This is a genomic window from Acetobacterium sp., from assembly GCF_030652775.1.
In the GTDB taxonomy this organism is placed as follows: domain Bacteria; phylum Bacillota; class Clostridia; order Eubacteriales; family Eubacteriaceae; genus Acetobacterium.
Genome location: NZ_JAUSPS010000064.1, coordinates 1 through 16365 on the forward strand (window position 1 = coordinate 1; position 16365 = coordinate 16365).

Sequence of the window (16365 nt, forward strand, 5' to 3'; positions counted from 1 at the left end):
CACATATGACCTTGATTCCTTCCCAGCTGATTCGCTGGCAATCTCTGGCCCCTTTTCTTGCTTGAAAAGTTCATCCATTACCGCACAAGTGGCCATCTTAACGGGATCTGTGACATCCTCTGTGATTCTACCCTGGGTTACCTGGTTAATATAGGCCGTAGCCATGGAGGAAAGCCGGATGAAATCATCAGAATTTACCAGTTTTCCTCCATATGTGGCCGTGTAGTAAGTGGAATCTACATAGGCCATGATCTTAACCTAAGATACGAACAGCCAGCTCCTGATACATGGTTTTGTAACCATAGAGCACGTCCATGGAGATCGTTTCTTTCTTATATTTGATGTCGTATCCCTTAACAACACGCATTGAAACGCCGTTGTAAGAAACTACATAAGCTTCAACCCCAGAAGGCAATGTCAGCGGACGGGTAACAAATGCAAAAGCCTGTGGCGCAAAACCGAGGTTTGCAGTATGGCTTGCAGCCACGGTGATGACATCAGTCACAGCCAGTGCTGGGAGAGCTGGGTAAACAGTAACAGCCAATTCATCTGATGCAGCTGTCCCGCCAGTTACGACAGTGTAAGTTTTCCCTTTAATTGTCAGGATATCGCCTTTGACCAGGGTCCCGGTTAAAGTTGGGCTGGTTCCACCGGTTACCGCCAGGGTCAGGCCGGTAGCTCCTTCAGCGACGATGGCTTTAGGAACAATCTTAGGAGTCGTTCCACCGCCAACTGCTAAAGTTCCCGCGGTGTGGGTTTTGATCCCCTGTGCCATAAAGTTATTGAATGAATACAGACGGCCTAATTCACCTTCGCGAAGGGCATCTGTGCTTGCTGATTTTTCAGCATGGGCAACCGCATCCAAAGTGCTTAGTGATGCTTCTGCCTCTGGGTCCCACACAGCAACGCGCCCAGCCAGCGGCACCTTATTGATATTCAATGCTTTTCGCGCGTCGGCGATCACACTCAGTGAGGCAGGGGTTGTCCCGGCAGCGCCAGCGATGTAAGGGATATCCTTGTACAGGAATAAACCATCACTATTGATCTTTTCAGCGAGCGCCACCGCCGAAGGTTCGATAAACAACCGGTTAAGATCGTCAATGCTGGTTGCTCCTGCGATTGCTCCCCATTCTGCATCGACCGTGGCCAGCTTATCCAGGGTTACTTCTACACTGGACTCTTTAATGTCCTGTGCGGTAACGCCGTTTGTTTCGTCGAAATCTTTCGCTTCCAAAACTACTGGCTTTTTAACCTGGATCTTTGCACCTTTACCGGGTTGGAAATCGTTCGAGAAGTCTCGATAGATCAGGTTTGGAAATACCATGTTTTCAATTAACCGCTGCAAGGTTAGTCTTGCGATTACTTTTACATCTAAAAATTCATTTGCCATTTTTTATTTCTCCTTATAAATTTAAAATTATTTTTTTGCGAATGCCATTTCAAAGAACTGATCATCTGAGATAGCATTGTGATCGACGGTTCTAATGCCACCGCCATGGGTGCCACCGGTGTTTACAACAACACCCGGGGGCTCTGGTTCGGGTGCTTTGTCAGCTACAAACGCCGCTGGATTACTTGCTTTAAGGGATGTGATATAATCATCAGCCCCTAAGAACTTTCCTTCTTCCAGCTTGAAGCCTTTGTCTTTGAACTCTGAGAACACTGCTTTCTTTGCCAGTTCTGAACTAAACTCAACGCCACCTAAAAACTTATCTACTGCAAATTCATACTCTTTTGTAGACATTTGTGTTTTAAGGGCTTCGGTGTCCTGTTCGTATTTCGTTTTCCATTCTTCAGCTGCTTTTTTAATCCCTTCAACATCCAATTCTTCAAAGCCTTTAATCGCCGTGTTGGCTTCTCCTAGTTGGGTTTTCACGCCTTCCAGTTCTTCCTTGGCTTTAATTACTTCCTGTTTCTGCTTTTCAACGTCCGTTTTGTACTTCTCGATATCGGTTCCATTAAGCGCAAATACGCTCTTAATCTGGTCTTCTGACAACCCCAGTGCTGTTAAGTCTTCGGTTTTCATGGTTCTTATCCTTTCCCACTAAGCGTTTTAGGTGGTCGCTGTCACCCATGGTCCTGCTTTCATAGGCTTGCAGGATAGCCGATATTTAGGTACTAAAAATAGACCGTTTAACGACTTATCCAGGTCGCACCTTAACCCCGGCGCGGGGAGATTATCGACCACTTCCTTTACTCAAGATTTTGGGCAATAAAAAAGCACCGGTTAGGGTGCGGTGCTACTTCTTGATGAACAGAAATTCCTCAATGAAAATCGGGACGCCGATCATTTTAAGATCATCATCATACTTCCCGCACACGTAATCAACTTTGTTCTTCACGTTATCGTTAATGATCATTTCTTTAGTTCCGTCGGGCATTCTGATCCCTAAGATAACCTTACAATTCTCTGCACCATTTGCGGCGTTTACAAACAATTCTTTTAATGTCATGTTATTAATCTCCTTTCAAAGTTCTGCCCAGTTGTTTTTCTTTTTCAACTTGTATCCGTTCCGCCATATCATTGACGTCAAAAATACGTTTTAAGAAATTCAAACTCATCTCCACATTTACCATCTTTTCGATAAGATCATCAGCCATCTTAGTTTCTCTTTGAATTTTATTTATCAGAATAATAAGCTCCGCAAGATTTCCAATAGCCTCATCAACTCTTGGCACCATTCCTTCAACTTCAAGAACTTCTGAATACATCCTCTTTTGAGATCCAGTCATATTATTTTTCTCCTTCTCTCTGGCAAAAGCCATTCTCGCTACTAAACTTTCATAAAAATCTTACCGCCACGATCAATAAACTCGGGTTCACCATATCCCATTCGGATATCGACGCCATCTGCTTGAATTGTTTCGCCATCCGTCAAATTAATGAAACCAATCACTTCGCCTGTATCGCTATCGGTAACAGCAACATAATTTAATCCAACATCAGCCATTTTAAACCTCCTATGGAATCACTATCTTTCGCTGCAACAAGCAAAAGCTCCAATTTAACAAATTAATCTGAACCCACGCAACCGCATAATGCACGCCGTCTTCCCAGTATTTTGTAATGTAATGATGCATCTTATCCCCTCCTTATACTTTTTTGACTTATACTTTGTCCAAACCCTACCACCTGGTGCCGCTCATTCTGCAACGCCAACCCGGTTTCCTTGCTAAACTCTTTATAAAACTGCTTTTGTCGCTGAAGCTTTATACTGGCAATTGTAAAGGCCTCTTTATCGCCCATCGCATCATAACCGATTAATTCGTTTTTGCTTTGTCGTATGGCTGTTTCAATCTGCCGTTGCTTTTGGGTGGCTTCGTAATGGTTATAAGACTTGCCTTCATACTCGAATGGATCCGGGTCAATGCTTTGCAGCTCTTTTTCGGAATATGTCGGGGTTGATATCCCAGGGAAGAACGCATAGTAATTATGCCTGCAATTCCAACCGCAAAGACCGGGACCGGTGCCAAGTCCCGTTGTCGCTGCCAGATTCGGATATCCTTTTGCACTGCCATGAATCTTAAACACCTTGCCCTGCCATTCAGCATGATCAGGCCTTGCCCCTGAATGAGCCGTTACTTCCACATAATCAGCGTCCAGATCTTTTGCAACCTGGTCATTCATCTTACTCGACATCTGATTAACGCCGGTCATCACCGCCCGTCTGGCAGCCACATCAACCCGGTTATGCCAGCCAGATTCATAATCTACCCAGCGTAAACCACTTTGAGCGATCTGCTTAACCGCATTCCGGGTAGCGGTATCGTAATCAAGAACACCAGTCGACACCTGAAATTGTGCTAGATCTAAAGCTTTGTTGTAAAACTCAAACATAGGAAGATATTCGACTTTCCCGGCGACCTTTCTGGCAAAGCCCAGCGACTTCGTCATATTAAATAGTTCACCTTTGGTTTGCTCAGTTGCGGCTGCTATGTAACTCTGCAGCGTGACTGATTTTTCGATGTTTGGTAGCTTCTTCCCCATCTGCTCAAAGATCGGCGCATCGTTGTTAAGAGACAATTCCGCGACGCTATGCATCAATGCGTCAATTTCGCTCTGAGACAGCTCCGTGACCCGTTTTATTTCTTTTTCGAGTTCAGATAAGGAGGCGCCAATTTCTTTGGCCCTGAGTGCCTGCCATTTGGCTGTTGCGGTAATTTTTCCAGCTTTGGCAACCCGCCGGGCAAAGTCTTTAATAACAAATGCTTCCAGATCTTGGTAAAGGCCGACCATACCGTCAGGTATTATCTTTAATTGTTCCGGGGTTAACATTATTCAGCACCCTCAATGATTTTTTTAGCTTCTTCTTTACTAATTCCAATAGCTACAGATATGACATTAATTGCTTGCCCTATCGTTAATTCACCAGCCGCATACTGCGATAAGATCGCAATTAATGACTGTGTTTGAGCTCCGTTTAAAGACTTCCCGGCGACATCCTCAACAGTGTCTACTACTTCTGATGTGCTTGCTTTAGGGGCCCCTTCCGTAGATACGGCATCAAGCGGGTTTGTCTCAAATAGCGAACTTGCAGCCGGCATCATCTTAAGCGCTTCTTCTTCCGTAACGCCGTATTTCTTGGCAATGTAAATTTCAGGTTTAATCAGCCCGCTGGCAACGTCTTGTTGCATGGCCAATAGTTCCGACTCCTTATCAACAATATAGCTATCATCAAAGATTACCTTTATTTCCGGTTCTTCATCCAGCGCAATCCCACAAATGTTTTTACCAGCCCACATGATCGATCTGACCAATGTTTTCAGCGACCGCTCAACGACGATATAATTCTTGCTGGCATTTTGCATCAGCTCCTGCTTATCCCCGACATACTGAGTCGCCGTGATAATGGCCCCGGCATTGAACTGATAATGCTTTGTACCAAACCCACACTTGAAACTCAGGTAATCCAATTGGGCCTGTAATCCATCGATGTTTTCCTGGACTCTTAGCGACGGGTTAAACTCTTGAATCAGCTTATTGCTACCGTTCTTATCAAGGAAGTCATCGCCGAACTGAATGAACAGCTGTTGGGCCGTATCATCCGGGGTGATTTTCTCCCCGCTGTCGGTTGTTGTCACCAACGAATCATTGATGAACACTTTCTTCCCGCCCAGCTTAAAGTCCCGATTGAAGTTGTTGTAGCACAGATCCACACCCTGCAGGTTGTCGATTGAGTTTGCGAATACCGACATCCCCAACCCATTGGCACCATCGATAGCATTGACAATGTTCGGCTTCATGATCGAAAATAACGGGATGTCTGACTGGGTCGAGAACCCTTCAATCATCCCCTCAGGTAGCGGGATCGGGTCTAATGTTCCGGCATCTTCTTTAAAATATCGGTTCGTTACCTCATATCCGTTTTCAGTCAGGATGTGAGTCTCGACATAGACATAGTTCTTGCCGCCCAGCATCACATCCGAAACAAAGGCTACATCTACAATATTTCCATATCGGATCGATAAGGGGATGATGTTTAAGGCATTTAGAAATTCAATGCGGATCTCTGTATTCTTGTCACCGATTGCTTTTTCTCCAACCAGCTTAAGGTTTTCAAAACGTAAAACAAAAGCGCCGGTGCCTGAGTAGAATGTTTTCTCAATTAACTCATTCGCCGCTTGCCAGAAATTATTGAGTTCAAAAACAGAATCAACAAAATCGTTGTTCTTATTCTTATCAACCACTATCTCAGTTTTCTCATTAAGCAGAATACTGGCCCAATCTTCACAGACTTTCTTTGCCATTTTCAATGAATAGATCTGGCGCTTTTTCGTTTTGCCGCTGTAACCAGTCTCGGTAAAATCATGGAACGGTTTATAGTACCCCTTCCACCAGTCTTCCCACTCTTGAATGTAGGTATAATAGCTGGTCGGCACGTCATAGCCGTTCGCTTTATTTAAATAATCTACTACTGCGTTTATGTTCACGGTTAACCTCCAATCAACTTATTCATAAATTTTTCGTATGAGTATTCAAAGGCGTCCAAAATGTCTATATCTGTACTAAAGTTATCCAGCCGCACGTCTTTGCCAGCATCGCTGGCTTTTTTATCCCAGACCGCCGATGACAGCCCACCGATTAAGGCAGTGCAGCAACTTAAGATCTTAATTCGTTCCCGGTTCAATAAAGTGTTGCAACATCGAATCCGCTCAACAATCTTGATCTTAGCACTGTCTCCGATCTTAATCGGCAACCCTGCATTCTTGCACGCCTTATACAATCCATTAATCAAATACTGAGCTTCATTATCGGCAAAACAATATCGGATTGGAACGCCTGGGAAAAGCTGCTCTAATTCCCGGTAAAACGTAATGAATTCTTGATTGACCACATCGCTGTCGATGTCGCCCTTCTGGCCTTTTATCGCATGATCAGCCAAAACATAGACCGATCTAAAGTTATGAGTAAAGCCAGAGGCCACGAAAGTTGTCAGGGATCTGTTCCCCCCAAAGTCCATGCCAATTGATATAAACTCTAGATCGCGCCTTAATTGCTCTTTTAATTCGTCAGTTAGTTCAATGATGTACTTACTGGGGTTGTCGGCAAATTGTCGGTATATGACACCCTCAGCTGCTTTCCATAGGCCGAGTATAAACCGTTCATAAAAAACACCGCTGTACATTGAGCGGTATCTGGCTTTTATCTTTTCAGTTAGGCTAAGATTATCATCCATTGTGAAATGGAGATAAAGATACTGCTTTTCGTCTTTCTTATCGATCCAATTGATCTTAAACCAGTGCCGCGGATTGCTCGGATTGCAGTTGAACCAGAATTTCGATCCATCCACCGAACAGCGCCCGGTAGCCTGATTGACAAACGATTCCGGCATCAGTGCCACTTCATCAAAAAAGATCCCGGCCAGTGTTATCCCCTGGATGAGATCCTGCGATCGTTCATCTTTCCCGCCGAATATATAAAAATAGTTTGTGACATCACCCCGATTTACCGTGACTAGATTATCGGCCCGATGATCCTGGACTTTATAGCCCCTGGACTTGAGCATTAGTTTCAGCCAAAACAAAACATTCCGCCGGAACGAACCAATCGTCTTTCCGCACATCCCGAAGTTTTGGTTGTTAAATGACGTCATGGCCCATATCACGAAAGATAATGACATCGACAGGGTTTTGCCCGACCGAATGGCTCCATCGGCAATGATGCCTTCTTTATCGTGCATCGGACTCTCTGGTATCCACCAAGTCAAGACCTTCATCTGTTTTTTCGAGAATGCTTTAAACTTGAAGATGGCTTGTTTTATTCGGCTTCCCATACTTCACCAATCTTTCCAGATAAAGCGTCAAGGAACCCGTCATCTTCGTATGATTCTTCTTCACCATTTATTTTTGCCACATCAGCTTTTAGTTTATCAATTCTTGCTCGCTGCTCTTCGGTAACTAGATCTGATCTGGTCAGCCCATCATACTGCTTGATCATAGATTCCAGTGTCTTCATGGCTCGCGATTGTGCCTGCATGAAATTGGAATGCTTATCCCATGCTTGCTGGATATCGTAGGAAGTCGCTAAACCATCACAGCTGATTTCCTTGGTCATATCTTCCTGATCTCTAACATACATCAGGTTTTGCGCCCGGATGATGGCGGCGTATTGCAACTGGATATTGTCCCAGAGAAGATCAATGGGGCTTGATCGCTCAATGCAATTCATGATCTCCATGGTTTCAGCGGGCAGCCATTTGGAAAAGAAGCCGTGGCGCTCTGCGTTTTTGTTTTCTTCAGGCGTGCTTGGCTTGTGTCCAACTGAATTTTTGTTTCCTGGTTGTCCGCCTTTTTTATTTGCAACGTTGCGCTTTTTTGTTTGCAACGTTGCATCCCACTGATATCTTTTTTTCCAGCTGCGAACAGTCCCTTCCGGAATGCTGAGAGCAACTGAGATTTCCACCATTTTGCAGCCTTTGTCAAATAATTCTTTTGCTTTTTCAATTTTTTCATTCGGTGCTCTTGGCAATCTCACCACCTCTCATTCGTTTCGTTTTGGAATTCCTACTTCAGCAAATACCACTCACTCTCAAAAACCCCGGGATGCCTGGTTGATAAACTCCCATCGCCTTCCCGGACAATATAATCGCCATCGTTGATCTGGTACGCTTCTTCCCCATCTGGGTTATTTAGAAACAACCTCCGCCCGGTAAAAACAAGATTGTCTCCACCCATAATCGCATCATACAACCATTCCGGCATTTTCTGGGTTACATCACCATTCCATTGATACGCTTCAATCGTTTGTGGTTTTCTCGCATAACTAGCCATGGTTTACCTCCACTTAATTTTGAACAGCATGCATTCCGGCACGGTACAAAACCATTTATGGTCATTGATCTTTCGGCACCATTTGCACTTTTTGCAGTATCGGTTTCTGAATTCACTTTCTTTCATGGCTGACCACTTTCCCCGAATACAGGATACATCCTGTTTGCTTGTAAGGATCTCTCAGACTCGCGTCTAAACACCGGCCGTCACGACAATAATTACACGCTGTGCAGTTGCACTTGGTATCCATGGCTTCTCCTTAAATTTTAAGTATAAAAAAGACGCCCTCTCGGACGCCTCTATATTTTCGGATAAATGCGGCTTAATTAGGAAACCTCCGCATTATAAATTATAGATTAGACTTTTCTATATTAACAGCAAGTCTTTAAATGTTAATTTGCTCTAAAGCCCGATTAAGCAATTCCCTTACCCATTGAGTAGAGTTATAATGCATTCTGTCCATGATTTCTTCCTGTGTGATCCGTTCAATATATGTCAACTGCAACACCGTCCGCAATTTCGGCATTGTCACTTGATTTAGATAGCTCGTGATCTCAGCCCGAACCTTGACAGATTCAACTACTTCGGCTTCAATCTGCTCTTGAAGGGGCGCCCATTTCGCCACCCAGTCGCCAACATCCAGACCGTCACCTCCCCGTGGCATGTCTGTGATGACGCTGGTGGTTTTAGTGGCCCTCGCAATTAATTCTTCCAGCTCGTTTTCCAAGCTGTGCGCCAGCTCCATCTGATACTCATATCCCCTGAGTATTTCATCTTTCCGCTTATCTTTCGGCCGACAAACCGCTTTATTTGACATCCGCTTCCCCCTCTGATAAAATAAATTTGCAGAGTATTCTATCGGGGCGAAAGCCCTTTTTTTATGCACTATTTCCCGATCCATAGGGTCTGCCTGGATTCAAGGCATACCCTGAAGCACCCGCAAATGATTATGCCGTTGATTGCACTTTCATTTCTTTTGCATGTTGCGCATCTATTTCTGTTCATTTTTAAAACCTCCTAAAATTCCCTCTATTCCCAACACAAAACATCCTTTTTCTGTAGTTTTGCTTGTAACCATAGTTCTTCATATTACTTTTCATTCGGTATTCAGCCTGATAGATTTTCTTTTTCTCCGGAAGATGATCGTCAAAGTATTCGAAAGCTATTTTATTCACAAACTCAATCGTTGGAGTTAGCGCTTTTGAAACTCTTCCCCATGCTTGGGCCACCGCTTCTGCCACTTCTTTTAATGCTTCACTTATCGAAGACGTGTCTATCTCGACTTTCCAGTCAGACCACCCAACGTCTTTCACATACGCTCGATACCACAAACAGATCATGCACTCAACCTCAAAAATCCATTATCTTTCAGCACATTCTGAACTTCACTATCTTTCCGGCATCGTTCGTAGTTCTTTTCGCCCTGGAAATTGTTGATCGCTTCTTTTTCATCCGGGGTTAGATTGTAGTATTCCTTCTTCCCGTACGCCGGCGGCAACCAGTTCCGCTTCTTGGCGACAAAGATGTTTAATAACTCAATAGCCTTTTCATTAGTGAACTCAATATGGCAGGTGCCCTTCTTGTAAAATGTGAGGTTAAAATACTCAAACTCAATATTTTTCGTCTGGCCGCCGTCTCTGGCATCCCTTAGTTTTTGTCTAATCCCAGAATCCGCGACAGTCTTTTTGCCTTTGCTCAGGTAACTCAAAACCTTCTCCATTTCAATTACTTTCTGATCCGCCTTGTAATCTGGATCAAATTGGCCACTCCACGAATCATAAGCATTCAACCAGATAATTGCTTTCTTCCCGATCTTCCAGGCCTTGTTTGTCTTCCAGGCGTCATAATAAAGTGTATTTTTCCCGTCATATGCTTTGGTGGTTACGTCGTCAAAGAACGATTCTATGCCAGCTTCGATGTTACCGCTCAAACTCTGATATAGCTGTTGCTGCAATTGCCGGATATTGAACAGCGTCACATCGTATTCTGAAAATTTTTCAATCTTGCTGTTGATGTCATAATAAGCATCGGTTGTCACAATTTCGGTAATCGCCTTTAAATTAAAGATTGTTTTCCAATACTTGTGCCGGGTCCGCTTGATGAACTTATTAATCGTCGTGGCCCGATCATCCTCAAAAGCTGGCCGCCCGTTTTCTTTTCCGACCGACAGGAGGATAAAGCACTCCTTGTTCTGAATCTCGTCCCCTGATAATAGAACCGGTGAAATTCTGAAATATTCCTCGATAAATTCAACGCCGACTTTTATTTCATATTCATACGAATCAATAATGCCCATTACTGGATCGCCGCTGATTAGAGAAGCATAATCTTTAACCAGGTCTTCATACTTCTCGGCCTTTTTCATTTTATCCAAAATCAGACTTGTGTCAGTTTTGATGATTTCAGGGAAGGTCACACTTATCAGCGCAACCTCAACCCCTGTTTTCCTTTCGGCATCGACAAAACCATCTTCGATAAAATCAATTTCAGCTTTATATTCCTCAAGCGTTCGGATTATCTTTTTTCTTAAGAAGCTATGCGGGTTTCGGATGGTTTCGGCATTTAAGATGCAAATCACTTGGCCGCCCCGTCGTTGCTGGATCTCAATAGCCTTCATGAGGTGCTTATCGCCGCATGAAAACGGCGGGTTCATCATAATGCAGTCGTAGCTTTTGAACGTCTCAAATGTCAGGAAGTCATCGTGGATCACTTTAATGTTCTCTCCCCGCAAAATATGCTGAAACTCCGTTTCCACCTCAATTGCATCGATGGTCATTGTTTTGCATCCATTTCTTGATTCGGATAACTTTTGAACTTCCTTGACGATATGACCTTTCCCGGCTGACGGTTCTAAGATAGTTAGGTATCTCTGAACTTTATTTATTTTGTGATACATTTCTTTAACCAAGTGGCTAGGCGTTGGGTAATATTCATTCATTCCTGCCCCTCCCATACTTAAACCACTCAACCAGACCAAGCCCGGCCAATGCAACCCCAGCAATCACAGCTGTGACCACTGATCCAATGGCGATGATTGTAAATGCGCCTAATGCTAAATCAGTCATTCTTTCCCTCCCGATACTTCCGCCCATACCATCCCCAAACCGAACCTGTGATAAATGCTAGGATTATGGTCATTACTTCAATTGGCATTCTCGCACCTCTCAAACTCAATCACCCAGACCCATGGGTTAGCATCCCATCTGAACTCATCAAGGTCTTTTTTCTTGATGGTGGAGTCCCATACGCCAATAAATCGTTCTTTCATTGCTATAGATATGTTTTCAGTTTCTTTATTTCTCATTCCTTCTTTGTCGTAGCTACTCCAAAACTTATCTATATCCTGCAACCGCTCCACCCGAACGTCCGTGACTTTCAGGAATATTCTGGCCGCTTCTTTCGGCATGTGGATGGGTGGTCGCCACTTTTCAACTTGCCCAGTGTTTTCAAATACTATTTTATTTTTATCTTCATCAGCTTTGTACATGTAACCATTATTCCAAGGGCCAAAACTATCTGTTAGAAGCCACGTCTCCCGCACCCAAAGAATATCGCCGACTTGATATGGCGCTTCTTTTGTCACGCCTTTTTTAGTGCAAATTGCTCCATTGTAGATTAATGCGTTCCCAAATGATTCAGGTTTTGGCTTTATCACCCGCCGCGTCACCGTCTTCCGCCCATCCAGAATAGCCTGGACCATCGCCGTATTAAACAAAATCGGCTTACTCTTCACATCTCCTTGCATGATTCCTCCTAAAATAGACTTAACTGTTCGAATTTTTCTGGTTTTACTTGCGTTTTAACCTCGGGCAAAGTTCTTTTACACCCTGCCTTTGCTATCCATTTCTCTATTTCCTTTATCAAGAGCTCTTCGGTTTTATATCGTTCATGGCTCAATGAGGTACTCCGCCCCAACGTTGGCAACGAAACATACATGCTGTACAAATTCGCATTTGCGCTATAATCAATATCGAACCTGATTTTCTCAAATGGGGCAAATGACTTTTTGGCTTTAAGGCACACATCCAAACTAACTGAAACCACTTCTTTCCATTCCTTGAGAATATGATCTTTTTCAATCTCGCTATTTGGCCGATAAAAGAAAACTCCTCCTCGGTATGGTGATAAACGCATTTCTGGATATATGCCTGGGAAAGTCGCTTCGCATCCGTACTCTTTTAATAATTTGTGGGTGTTTTGAAGTCCGTTCATATTGCCTCCTATGAAGCCATAGTTCTTTCTACTTCCACAACATTGGCCAGCACCAGTTCTCTGGCGAATACCGGTGGTACTGCATTCCCGCACCGTTTAACCTGTTCTGTCTTGGTGATCTTTTTTCCGTCAGAATCATAATCAATGATGTAATCCGGTGGAAAACCATTTGCGGTGAATAATTCCCGGGGATCCAGCATCCTCATACCGATGTCAATTATTTGATAATCCGTTCCATGGACCGTCACCAATCCAAAGCGATCATGACTTACAACTGTTCCGCATGGCTCCTTTAGATCCTGGCCGATCCCCTGACCGTAATATTTTATTAAGAACGCTCTGACTTCTCCTAGATGACCGGGGCCGGCAACAATGGTATTTACTGGATCTCTGGAATCAGTGCCGATCATGTGGTTATTCATCTGGATGATGTGTGAAGTAACCAAAGCATTATGATCAATTGCGGTGACAGTAGAAAGTGGTTCGATTAAATCCGTTCCGGCGCCCGTATAATTACCGCCGTAATGCTTACAAATAAAAGCTTGAATTAACCCATATCTAGGGCTGCCATCAATTGTCATGATCGGTTCGTCAGTATTTTGTCCTCTGACCTCATTTTTACCTGTTTCCGTATGATATTGCGCCAATATTGGAGCTATCATCATATGCTCGTTTTTAGAAACAATTGTTGTTAAAGGATCTTTCATACTTTTCGACCGATCCTGAGTGAACCCAGTATGACCAATTTGAGCAATGTATGGCGCTTCAACTCCAAATTCTTGTGATTTGATAATAAAAGGATCATCATTCTCTATTACAAACTTCTGCAAACCCCTTGCTATTCGGATCATCGTATTTTCTGCCAGCGGCCGTACTGTTCGCAACCCATGTTTTTCCATAATCTCATCCTTTGTGTCAAAAATCGATGGACACGGTTTTGAAAAATCCAGCACATCTGATACCGGTGTATAAGGTCTTAAAATCCCCATTGCCACCTCTTTGCTGTTCCTGGGTCCGTGGCTTTTCGCTGGCCATGATATCGGCAACCCATCGCACCGGGAAACCATAAAGAATCGTTTTCGTTTGGTTGGTGCCCCATAATCTGCTGCTATCAATTCCCGAAATTCTACCTGGTACCCAATTATTTTTAACTGTTCGACAAAACTATTAAAAGTCTCACCGGTTTTGTTTTTATCCGGCTGGTCGTCGTCGCCCAGCGGTCCCCATGTTTTAAATTCCTCAACGTTTTCCAAAATAATGACCGTTGGTCGAACCTGCATCGCCCATTTGACAGCTACCCATGCCAGCCCCCGAATGTTTTTATCTTTCGGTTTACCGCCCTTGGCTTTTGAAAAGTGAGTACAATCCGGCGAAAACCACGCCAAATCAACCGGCTTCCCTTCACAAGCTTTAATTGGATCCACATCCCAAACACTTTCACAATAATGCTTAGTATATGGATGATTTACTTTATGCATTGCAATTGCTCCGGGATCGTGGTTGATAGCTATATCCACTGGCCGCCCCATGGCTTGTTCAATTCCTTCGGAGGCACCGCCTCCACCTGCAAAGTTGTCAATAATCAACCCCATGTATTACCCCTCATTTTTCCTCCATCAGGCACTTAAACATACAAATTCTTATGTCCCCCGTATAATTCGAACATTCCTGGCAAATTAGTATCATCACAACCCCATACTTTCCCGCATCGTTGTGCTTTGAGCCAGTCGTTCGGTAGTGCCAAGCTGTCCATAACTAACGCCTTGTGACCTGGCTTTATTTTCCCGCTCTGCGAAACTCACTGATGGCTTTTTAACCTTCGCTTTTCTCCCAAAACGCTGGGCTTCTGTTTGACTGGAAACAGTCCGTTCCCGATGCGACTTTACCCACGCAACACTGGTATTATTGGTATTGATCCGCGAACACTCAACCGAGCATGTTTCAACTTTGTTATTTATTGGCAAGAATTTATTCCCGCAAATTTTGCAATTTTTGTACTCGTAGAATTGTTTAAATTCATCTCCAAATTTCTTTACAAACTTGCTGATCGTGTTATTTCCAACCCGCTTATCATTCACAATCCTGCTCATAGTTGCCGGATCGGTTCCAACCATCTTGGAAAGCTCAACATAAGTGATATTTTTTTCTTCAATGATTTCTATTACTTTTTCTTGTAATGTCACTTCTCATCCCTCCTGTAAATTTCTATCACATTTAAAGCCTCTTTAAAGAGTTTTTCAAGCTGACCCATATTCCCGGTCAAAACTCCGTCGTTCTTCGTCGTGATAGCCATCTCGTCCTCAAATATGATATATCTCGCGATACCTTCGAACTCTTTCGATTCAATTGGCAGCCCTTCGGCTCTGTCATTGTTATAAAATTTCTTGTTGTGGATCTTTCTGAGCCCTTTGATCATTGTCCACCTCCACGATTGTCACCAATACCCCTGGCTCTTTCTTATTCAGGCACATTCCCAGTTTCGAATTGGTTCTTTCCATTTCTCTATCTCCAAATATTTTTTCTTATCAATCAAGATAAGTTTTCCGTATTCGCCAGGATAATATTTTTTAAAGCTTTCAAGTTTCTTGATGCTTTTTTCGTTCATCCAGCCTTTAACTTCAATCCAAATATCAAACTCAGGCAGATAAAAATCAGGCGTGTATGATATGCAACCTTTTGTGAATTCATCGAAAACAAATTCATATTTTTCGTACTCCCACCTAATTTTTAAAAAGTTCATATATCTGGCAATATTTGCTTCCCACGAGCTTCTAAATAAAACGTTGCCAAGATCTTCACGCTCGCCGGCAATCCCCCTTGAGTATCGCGCTATTTTACTTTTTGTAGTATTAAGTGTTCCATTCTCAATTTTTGTTTGAATCATTTTTCTATATCTTTTATCAGCCATTTCTGGTGTAATTTCATCCCAATATTTTTTAACCCTTATCGATGTTTTAGCGGAAAATTCCGGGCTATGATGTTTCCCCAACATACCTTTTGGATGCTCATTTTTTGAGTTCCATTCCTTAAACCGCTTTGATATTCTCGCAGATTTTTGCTCTGGTTTTTCTCTGGTCCATCCATTTTTATGCCAAACGCCAGATTCATCAACAAACCCTTTTGTCGTTTCTTTTTTCTTGCAAGTCCTCTCGATCCCGAGTTGCTTTGCCAATCTACAGATGCTTGTTTTTTCTCGTCCAAGCTTATCGGACAGCTCTTTAAGATTGTGGCTTTTATAATTTTCTAGAATGAACTTTTTCTCTTCCTCGGTAAATTCATTGGTATTGGTGATCCCCAATCTCCATGCTTTGTTTCGTATTGATCCAGGCGACCTTTGAAGTATTTCAGCAATTTCACCAACAGTTTTCGCTTCTGAATAAAGATTTTTCAACTTATCCAATTCAATTTGTGACCATTTCCCCATTTCTCACCTGCTACTTTCTTTTTTCTGTCACGACCACTCTTGTCTCCTTTATGCCTTTTTTATATTCAGCCGATAAAACCAAATCAATATTGCTGAAGCTGTCATCTGAGATAACTCCAAACTGCACAAGCGGATCAAGAATCATTTTCCCTGAATAATTATCCGGATCCCGGCGTGTTTTTGTTGGAAATATATAGTGGATATGGATTTTTGCTTTTAACATCGGTCTGTCGGGGATCATTACCATCCCTGATCGCATCAGCATTGCCCACTCTTTTTTATATTTTTGATAATTCCAGCGATTCTCCCGGCCCATGAATTTATTATTGGACGGCGGCGTATCCGGCACGACAATAGTGATGCTCATCCCGCAATTCCTCCTTCAAATAAAATTCCGTACACATCAGCACCTCGGCGTTGATGCTCACACCTTGGCAGTTCCCGCCGTTATCGGAATG

Annotated in this window: 21 protein-coding genes and 1 pseudogene; all 22 read right to left on the minus strand. The window is 43.2% G+C overall.

The window, feature by feature from the left end; genetic code table 11:
- Positions 1 to 249 (minus strand): annotated as a pseudogene (locus tag Q7J41_RS11325) (hypothetical protein); the annotation flags it as partial.
- Between the two features lie 4 nt (positions 250 to 253).
- Positions 254 to 1390 carry a P22 phage major capsid protein family protein gene (locus tag Q7J41_RS11330; RefSeq protein WP_304888147.1) on the minus strand — a complete coding sequence of 379 codons (1137 nt, stop codon included), beginning with the start codon at positions 1388 to 1390 and terminating at the stop codon, positions 254 to 256.
- Positions 1391 to 1417: 27 nt separating this feature from the next.
- On the minus strand, positions 1418 to 2026 hold the full coding sequence (locus tag Q7J41_RS11335) for a phage scaffolding protein (RefSeq protein ID WP_304888149.1): 609 nt from the start codon (positions 2024 to 2026) through the stop codon (positions 1418 to 1420).
- 214 nt (positions 2027 to 2240) lie between these two features.
- The gene (locus tag Q7J41_RS11340) at positions 2241 to 2453 is read right to left on the minus strand and encodes a hypothetical protein (RefSeq protein WP_304888150.1); all 213 of its coding nucleotides are present in this window, start codon (positions 2451 to 2453) and stop codon (positions 2241 to 2243) included.
- A 4-nt stretch (positions 2454 to 2457) separates the two neighbouring features.
- Positions 2458 to 2733: a hypothetical protein gene (locus tag Q7J41_RS11345; protein WP_304888151.1), complete on the minus strand. Its 276-nt coding sequence runs from the start codon at positions 2731 to 2733 to the stop codon at positions 2458 to 2460.
- A gap of 41 nt (positions 2734 to 2774) precedes the next feature.
- Complete coding sequence (locus tag Q7J41_RS11350; protein WP_304888153.1) at positions 2775 to 2951, minus strand: hypothetical protein; 177 nt, start codon at positions 2949 to 2951, stop codon at positions 2775 to 2777.
- Positions 2952 to 3082: 131 nt separating this feature from the next.
- Complete coding sequence (locus Q7J41_RS11355; protein ID WP_304888154.1) at positions 3083 to 4276, minus strand: phage minor capsid protein; 1194 nt, start codon at positions 4274 to 4276, stop codon at positions 3083 to 3085.
- Positions 4276 to 5931 (minus strand): phage portal protein, encoded by a 1656-nt coding sequence (locus Q7J41_RS11360; protein WP_304888156.1) that lies wholly within the window; start codon positions 5929 to 5931, stop codon positions 4276 to 4278. Before Q7J41_RS11360 ends, Q7J41_RS11355 begins: the two co-directional genes overlap by 1 nt.
- Positions 5932 to 5933: 2 nt before the next feature.
- On the minus strand, positions 5934 to 7274 hold the full coding sequence (locus tag Q7J41_RS11365) for a PBSX family phage terminase large subunit (RefSeq protein WP_370651013.1): 1341 nt from the start codon (positions 7272 to 7274) through the stop codon (positions 5934 to 5936).
- A complete protein-coding gene (gene terS, locus Q7J41_RS11370; protein WP_304888160.1) occupies positions 7259 to 7969 on the minus strand; it encodes a phage terminase small subunit in 711 nt (236 codons plus the stop codon). Before terS ends, Q7J41_RS11365 begins: the two co-directional genes overlap by 16 nt.
- A gap of 35 nt (positions 7970 to 8004) precedes the next feature.
- The gene (locus tag Q7J41_RS11375; protein ID WP_304888162.1) at positions 8005 to 8271 is read right to left on the minus strand and encodes a hypothetical protein; all 267 of its coding nucleotides are present in this window, start codon (positions 8269 to 8271) and stop codon (positions 8005 to 8007) included.
- 385 nt (positions 8272 to 8656) lie between these two features.
- Positions 8657 to 9088, minus strand: a complete 432-nt coding sequence (locus tag Q7J41_RS11380) for a DUF1492 domain-containing protein (RefSeq protein WP_304888164.1) — start codon at positions 9086 to 9088, stop codon at positions 8657 to 8659.
- Between the two features lie 190 nt (positions 9089 to 9278).
- The gene (locus Q7J41_RS11385; RefSeq protein WP_304888166.1) at positions 9279 to 9584 is read right to left on the minus strand and encodes a hypothetical protein; all 306 of its coding nucleotides are present in this window, start codon (positions 9582 to 9584) and stop codon (positions 9279 to 9281) included.
- Positions 9585 to 9607: 23 nt separating this feature from the next.
- Positions 9608 to 11209, minus strand: a complete 1602-nt coding sequence (locus Q7J41_RS11390) for a DUF4942 domain-containing protein (protein WP_304888168.1) — start codon at positions 11207 to 11209, stop codon at positions 9608 to 9610.
- A complete protein-coding gene (locus tag Q7J41_RS11395; protein ID WP_304888169.1) occupies positions 11202 to 11336 on the minus strand; it encodes a hypothetical protein in 135 nt (44 codons plus the stop codon). The genes Q7J41_RS11390 and Q7J41_RS11395 overlap by 8 nt, the downstream gene beginning before the upstream one ends.
- Positions 11337 to 11413: 77 nt before the next feature.
- Positions 11414 to 12016 (minus strand): hypothetical protein, encoded by a 603-nt coding sequence (locus tag Q7J41_RS11400; protein ID WP_304888170.1) that lies wholly within the window; start codon positions 12014 to 12016, stop codon positions 11414 to 11416.
- 8 nt (positions 12017 to 12024) lie between these two features.
- Positions 12025 to 12483, minus strand: coding sequence for a hypothetical protein (locus Q7J41_RS11405; RefSeq protein WP_304888172.1), 459 nt, complete (start codon positions 12481 to 12483; stop codon positions 12025 to 12027).
- Positions 12484 to 12491: 8 nt separating this feature from the next.
- Positions 12492 to 14075, minus strand: a complete 1584-nt coding sequence (locus tag Q7J41_RS11410; protein ID WP_304888174.1) for a DNA cytosine methyltransferase — start codon at positions 14073 to 14075, stop codon at positions 12492 to 12494.
- Between the two features lie 93 nt (positions 14076 to 14168).
- Positions 14169 to 14666, minus strand: a complete 498-nt coding sequence (locus Q7J41_RS11415) for a helix-turn-helix transcriptional regulator (protein ID WP_304888176.1) — start codon at positions 14664 to 14666, stop codon at positions 14169 to 14171.
- Positions 14663 to 14899: a hypothetical protein gene (locus Q7J41_RS11420; RefSeq protein ID WP_304888178.1), complete on the minus strand. Its 237-nt coding sequence runs from the start codon at positions 14897 to 14899 to the stop codon at positions 14663 to 14665. The genes Q7J41_RS11415 and Q7J41_RS11420 overlap by 4 nt, the downstream gene beginning before the upstream one ends.
- A 45-nt stretch (positions 14900 to 14944) precedes the next feature.
- On the minus strand, positions 14945 to 15907 hold the full coding sequence (locus Q7J41_RS11425) for a hypothetical protein (RefSeq protein ID WP_304888180.1): 963 nt from the start codon (positions 15905 to 15907) through the stop codon (positions 14945 to 14947).
- A gap of 10 nt (positions 15908 to 15917) precedes the next feature.
- Positions 15918 to 16274, minus strand: a complete 357-nt coding sequence (locus Q7J41_RS11430) for a hypothetical protein (RefSeq protein ID WP_304888182.1) — start codon at positions 16272 to 16274, stop codon at positions 15918 to 15920.
- Between the last annotated feature and the right edge of the window lie 91 nt (positions 16275 to 16365).

What these genes read in the sequence shown, in the direction of transcription:
- Q7J41_RS11330 (WP_304888147.1), bottom strand. Translation starts at nt 1,390, where the DNA reads ATGGCAAATGAATTTTTAGATGTAAAAGTAATCGCAAGACTAACCTTG.
- Q7J41_RS11335 (WP_304888149.1), bottom strand. Translation starts at nt 2,026, where the DNA reads ATGAAAACCGAAGACTTAACAGCACTGGGGTTGTCAGAAGACCAGATT.
- Q7J41_RS11340 (WP_304888150.1), bottom strand. Translation starts at nt 2,453, where the DNA reads ATGACATTAAAAGAATTGTTTGTAAACGCCGCAAATGGTGCAGAGAAT.
- Q7J41_RS11345 (WP_304888151.1), bottom strand. Translation starts at nt 2,733, where the DNA reads ATGACTGGATCTCAAAAGAGGATGTATTCAGAAGTTCTTGAAGTTGAA.
- Q7J41_RS11350 (WP_304888153.1), bottom strand. Translation starts at nt 2,951, where the DNA reads ATGGCTGATGTTGGATTAAATTATGTTGCTGTTACCGATAGCGATACA.
- Q7J41_RS11355 (WP_304888154.1), bottom strand. Translation starts at nt 4,276, where the DNA reads ATGTTAACCCCGGAACAATTAAAGATAATACCTGACGGTATGGTCGGC.
- Q7J41_RS11365 (WP_370651013.1), bottom strand. Translation starts at nt 7,274, where the DNA reads ATGGGAAGCCGAATAAAACAAGCCATCTTCAAGTTTAAAGCATTCTCG.
- Q7J41_RS11375 (WP_304888162.1), bottom strand. Translation starts at nt 8,271, where the DNA reads ATGGCTAGTTATGCGAGAAAACCACAAACGATTGAAGCGTATCAATGG.
- Q7J41_RS11380 (WP_304888164.1), bottom strand. Translation starts at nt 9,088, where the DNA reads ATGTCAAATAAAGCGGTTTGTCGGCCGAAAGATAAGCGGAAAGATGAA.
- Q7J41_RS11390 (WP_304888168.1), bottom strand. Translation starts at nt 11,209, where the DNA reads ATGAATGAATATTACCCAACGCCTAGCCACTTGGTTAAAGAAATGTAT.
- Q7J41_RS11395 (WP_304888169.1), bottom strand. Translation starts at nt 11,336, where the DNA reads ATGACTGATTTAGCATTAGGCGCATTTACAATCATCGCCATTGGATCA.
- Q7J41_RS11400 (WP_304888170.1), bottom strand. Translation starts at nt 12,016, where the DNA reads ATGCAAGGAGATGTGAAGAGTAAGCCGATTTTGTTTAATACGGCGATG.
- Q7J41_RS11405 (WP_304888172.1), bottom strand. Translation starts at nt 12,483, where the DNA reads ATGAACGGACTTCAAAACACCCACAAATTATTAAAAGAGTACGGATGC.
- Q7J41_RS11410 (WP_304888174.1), bottom strand. Translation starts at nt 14,075, where the DNA reads ATGGGGTTGATTATTGACAACTTTGCAGGTGGAGGCGGTGCCTCCGAA.
- Q7J41_RS11420 (WP_304888178.1), bottom strand. Translation starts at nt 14,899, where the DNA reads ATGATCAAAGGGCTCAGAAAGATCCACAACAAGAAATTTTATAACAAT.
- Q7J41_RS11425 (WP_304888180.1), bottom strand. Translation starts at nt 15,907, where the DNA reads ATGGGGAAATGGTCACAAATTGAATTGGATAAGTTGAAAAATCTTTAT.
- Q7J41_RS11430 (WP_304888182.1), bottom strand. Translation starts at nt 16,274, where the DNA reads ATGAGCATCACTATTGTCGTGCCGGATACGCCGCCGTCCAATAATAAA.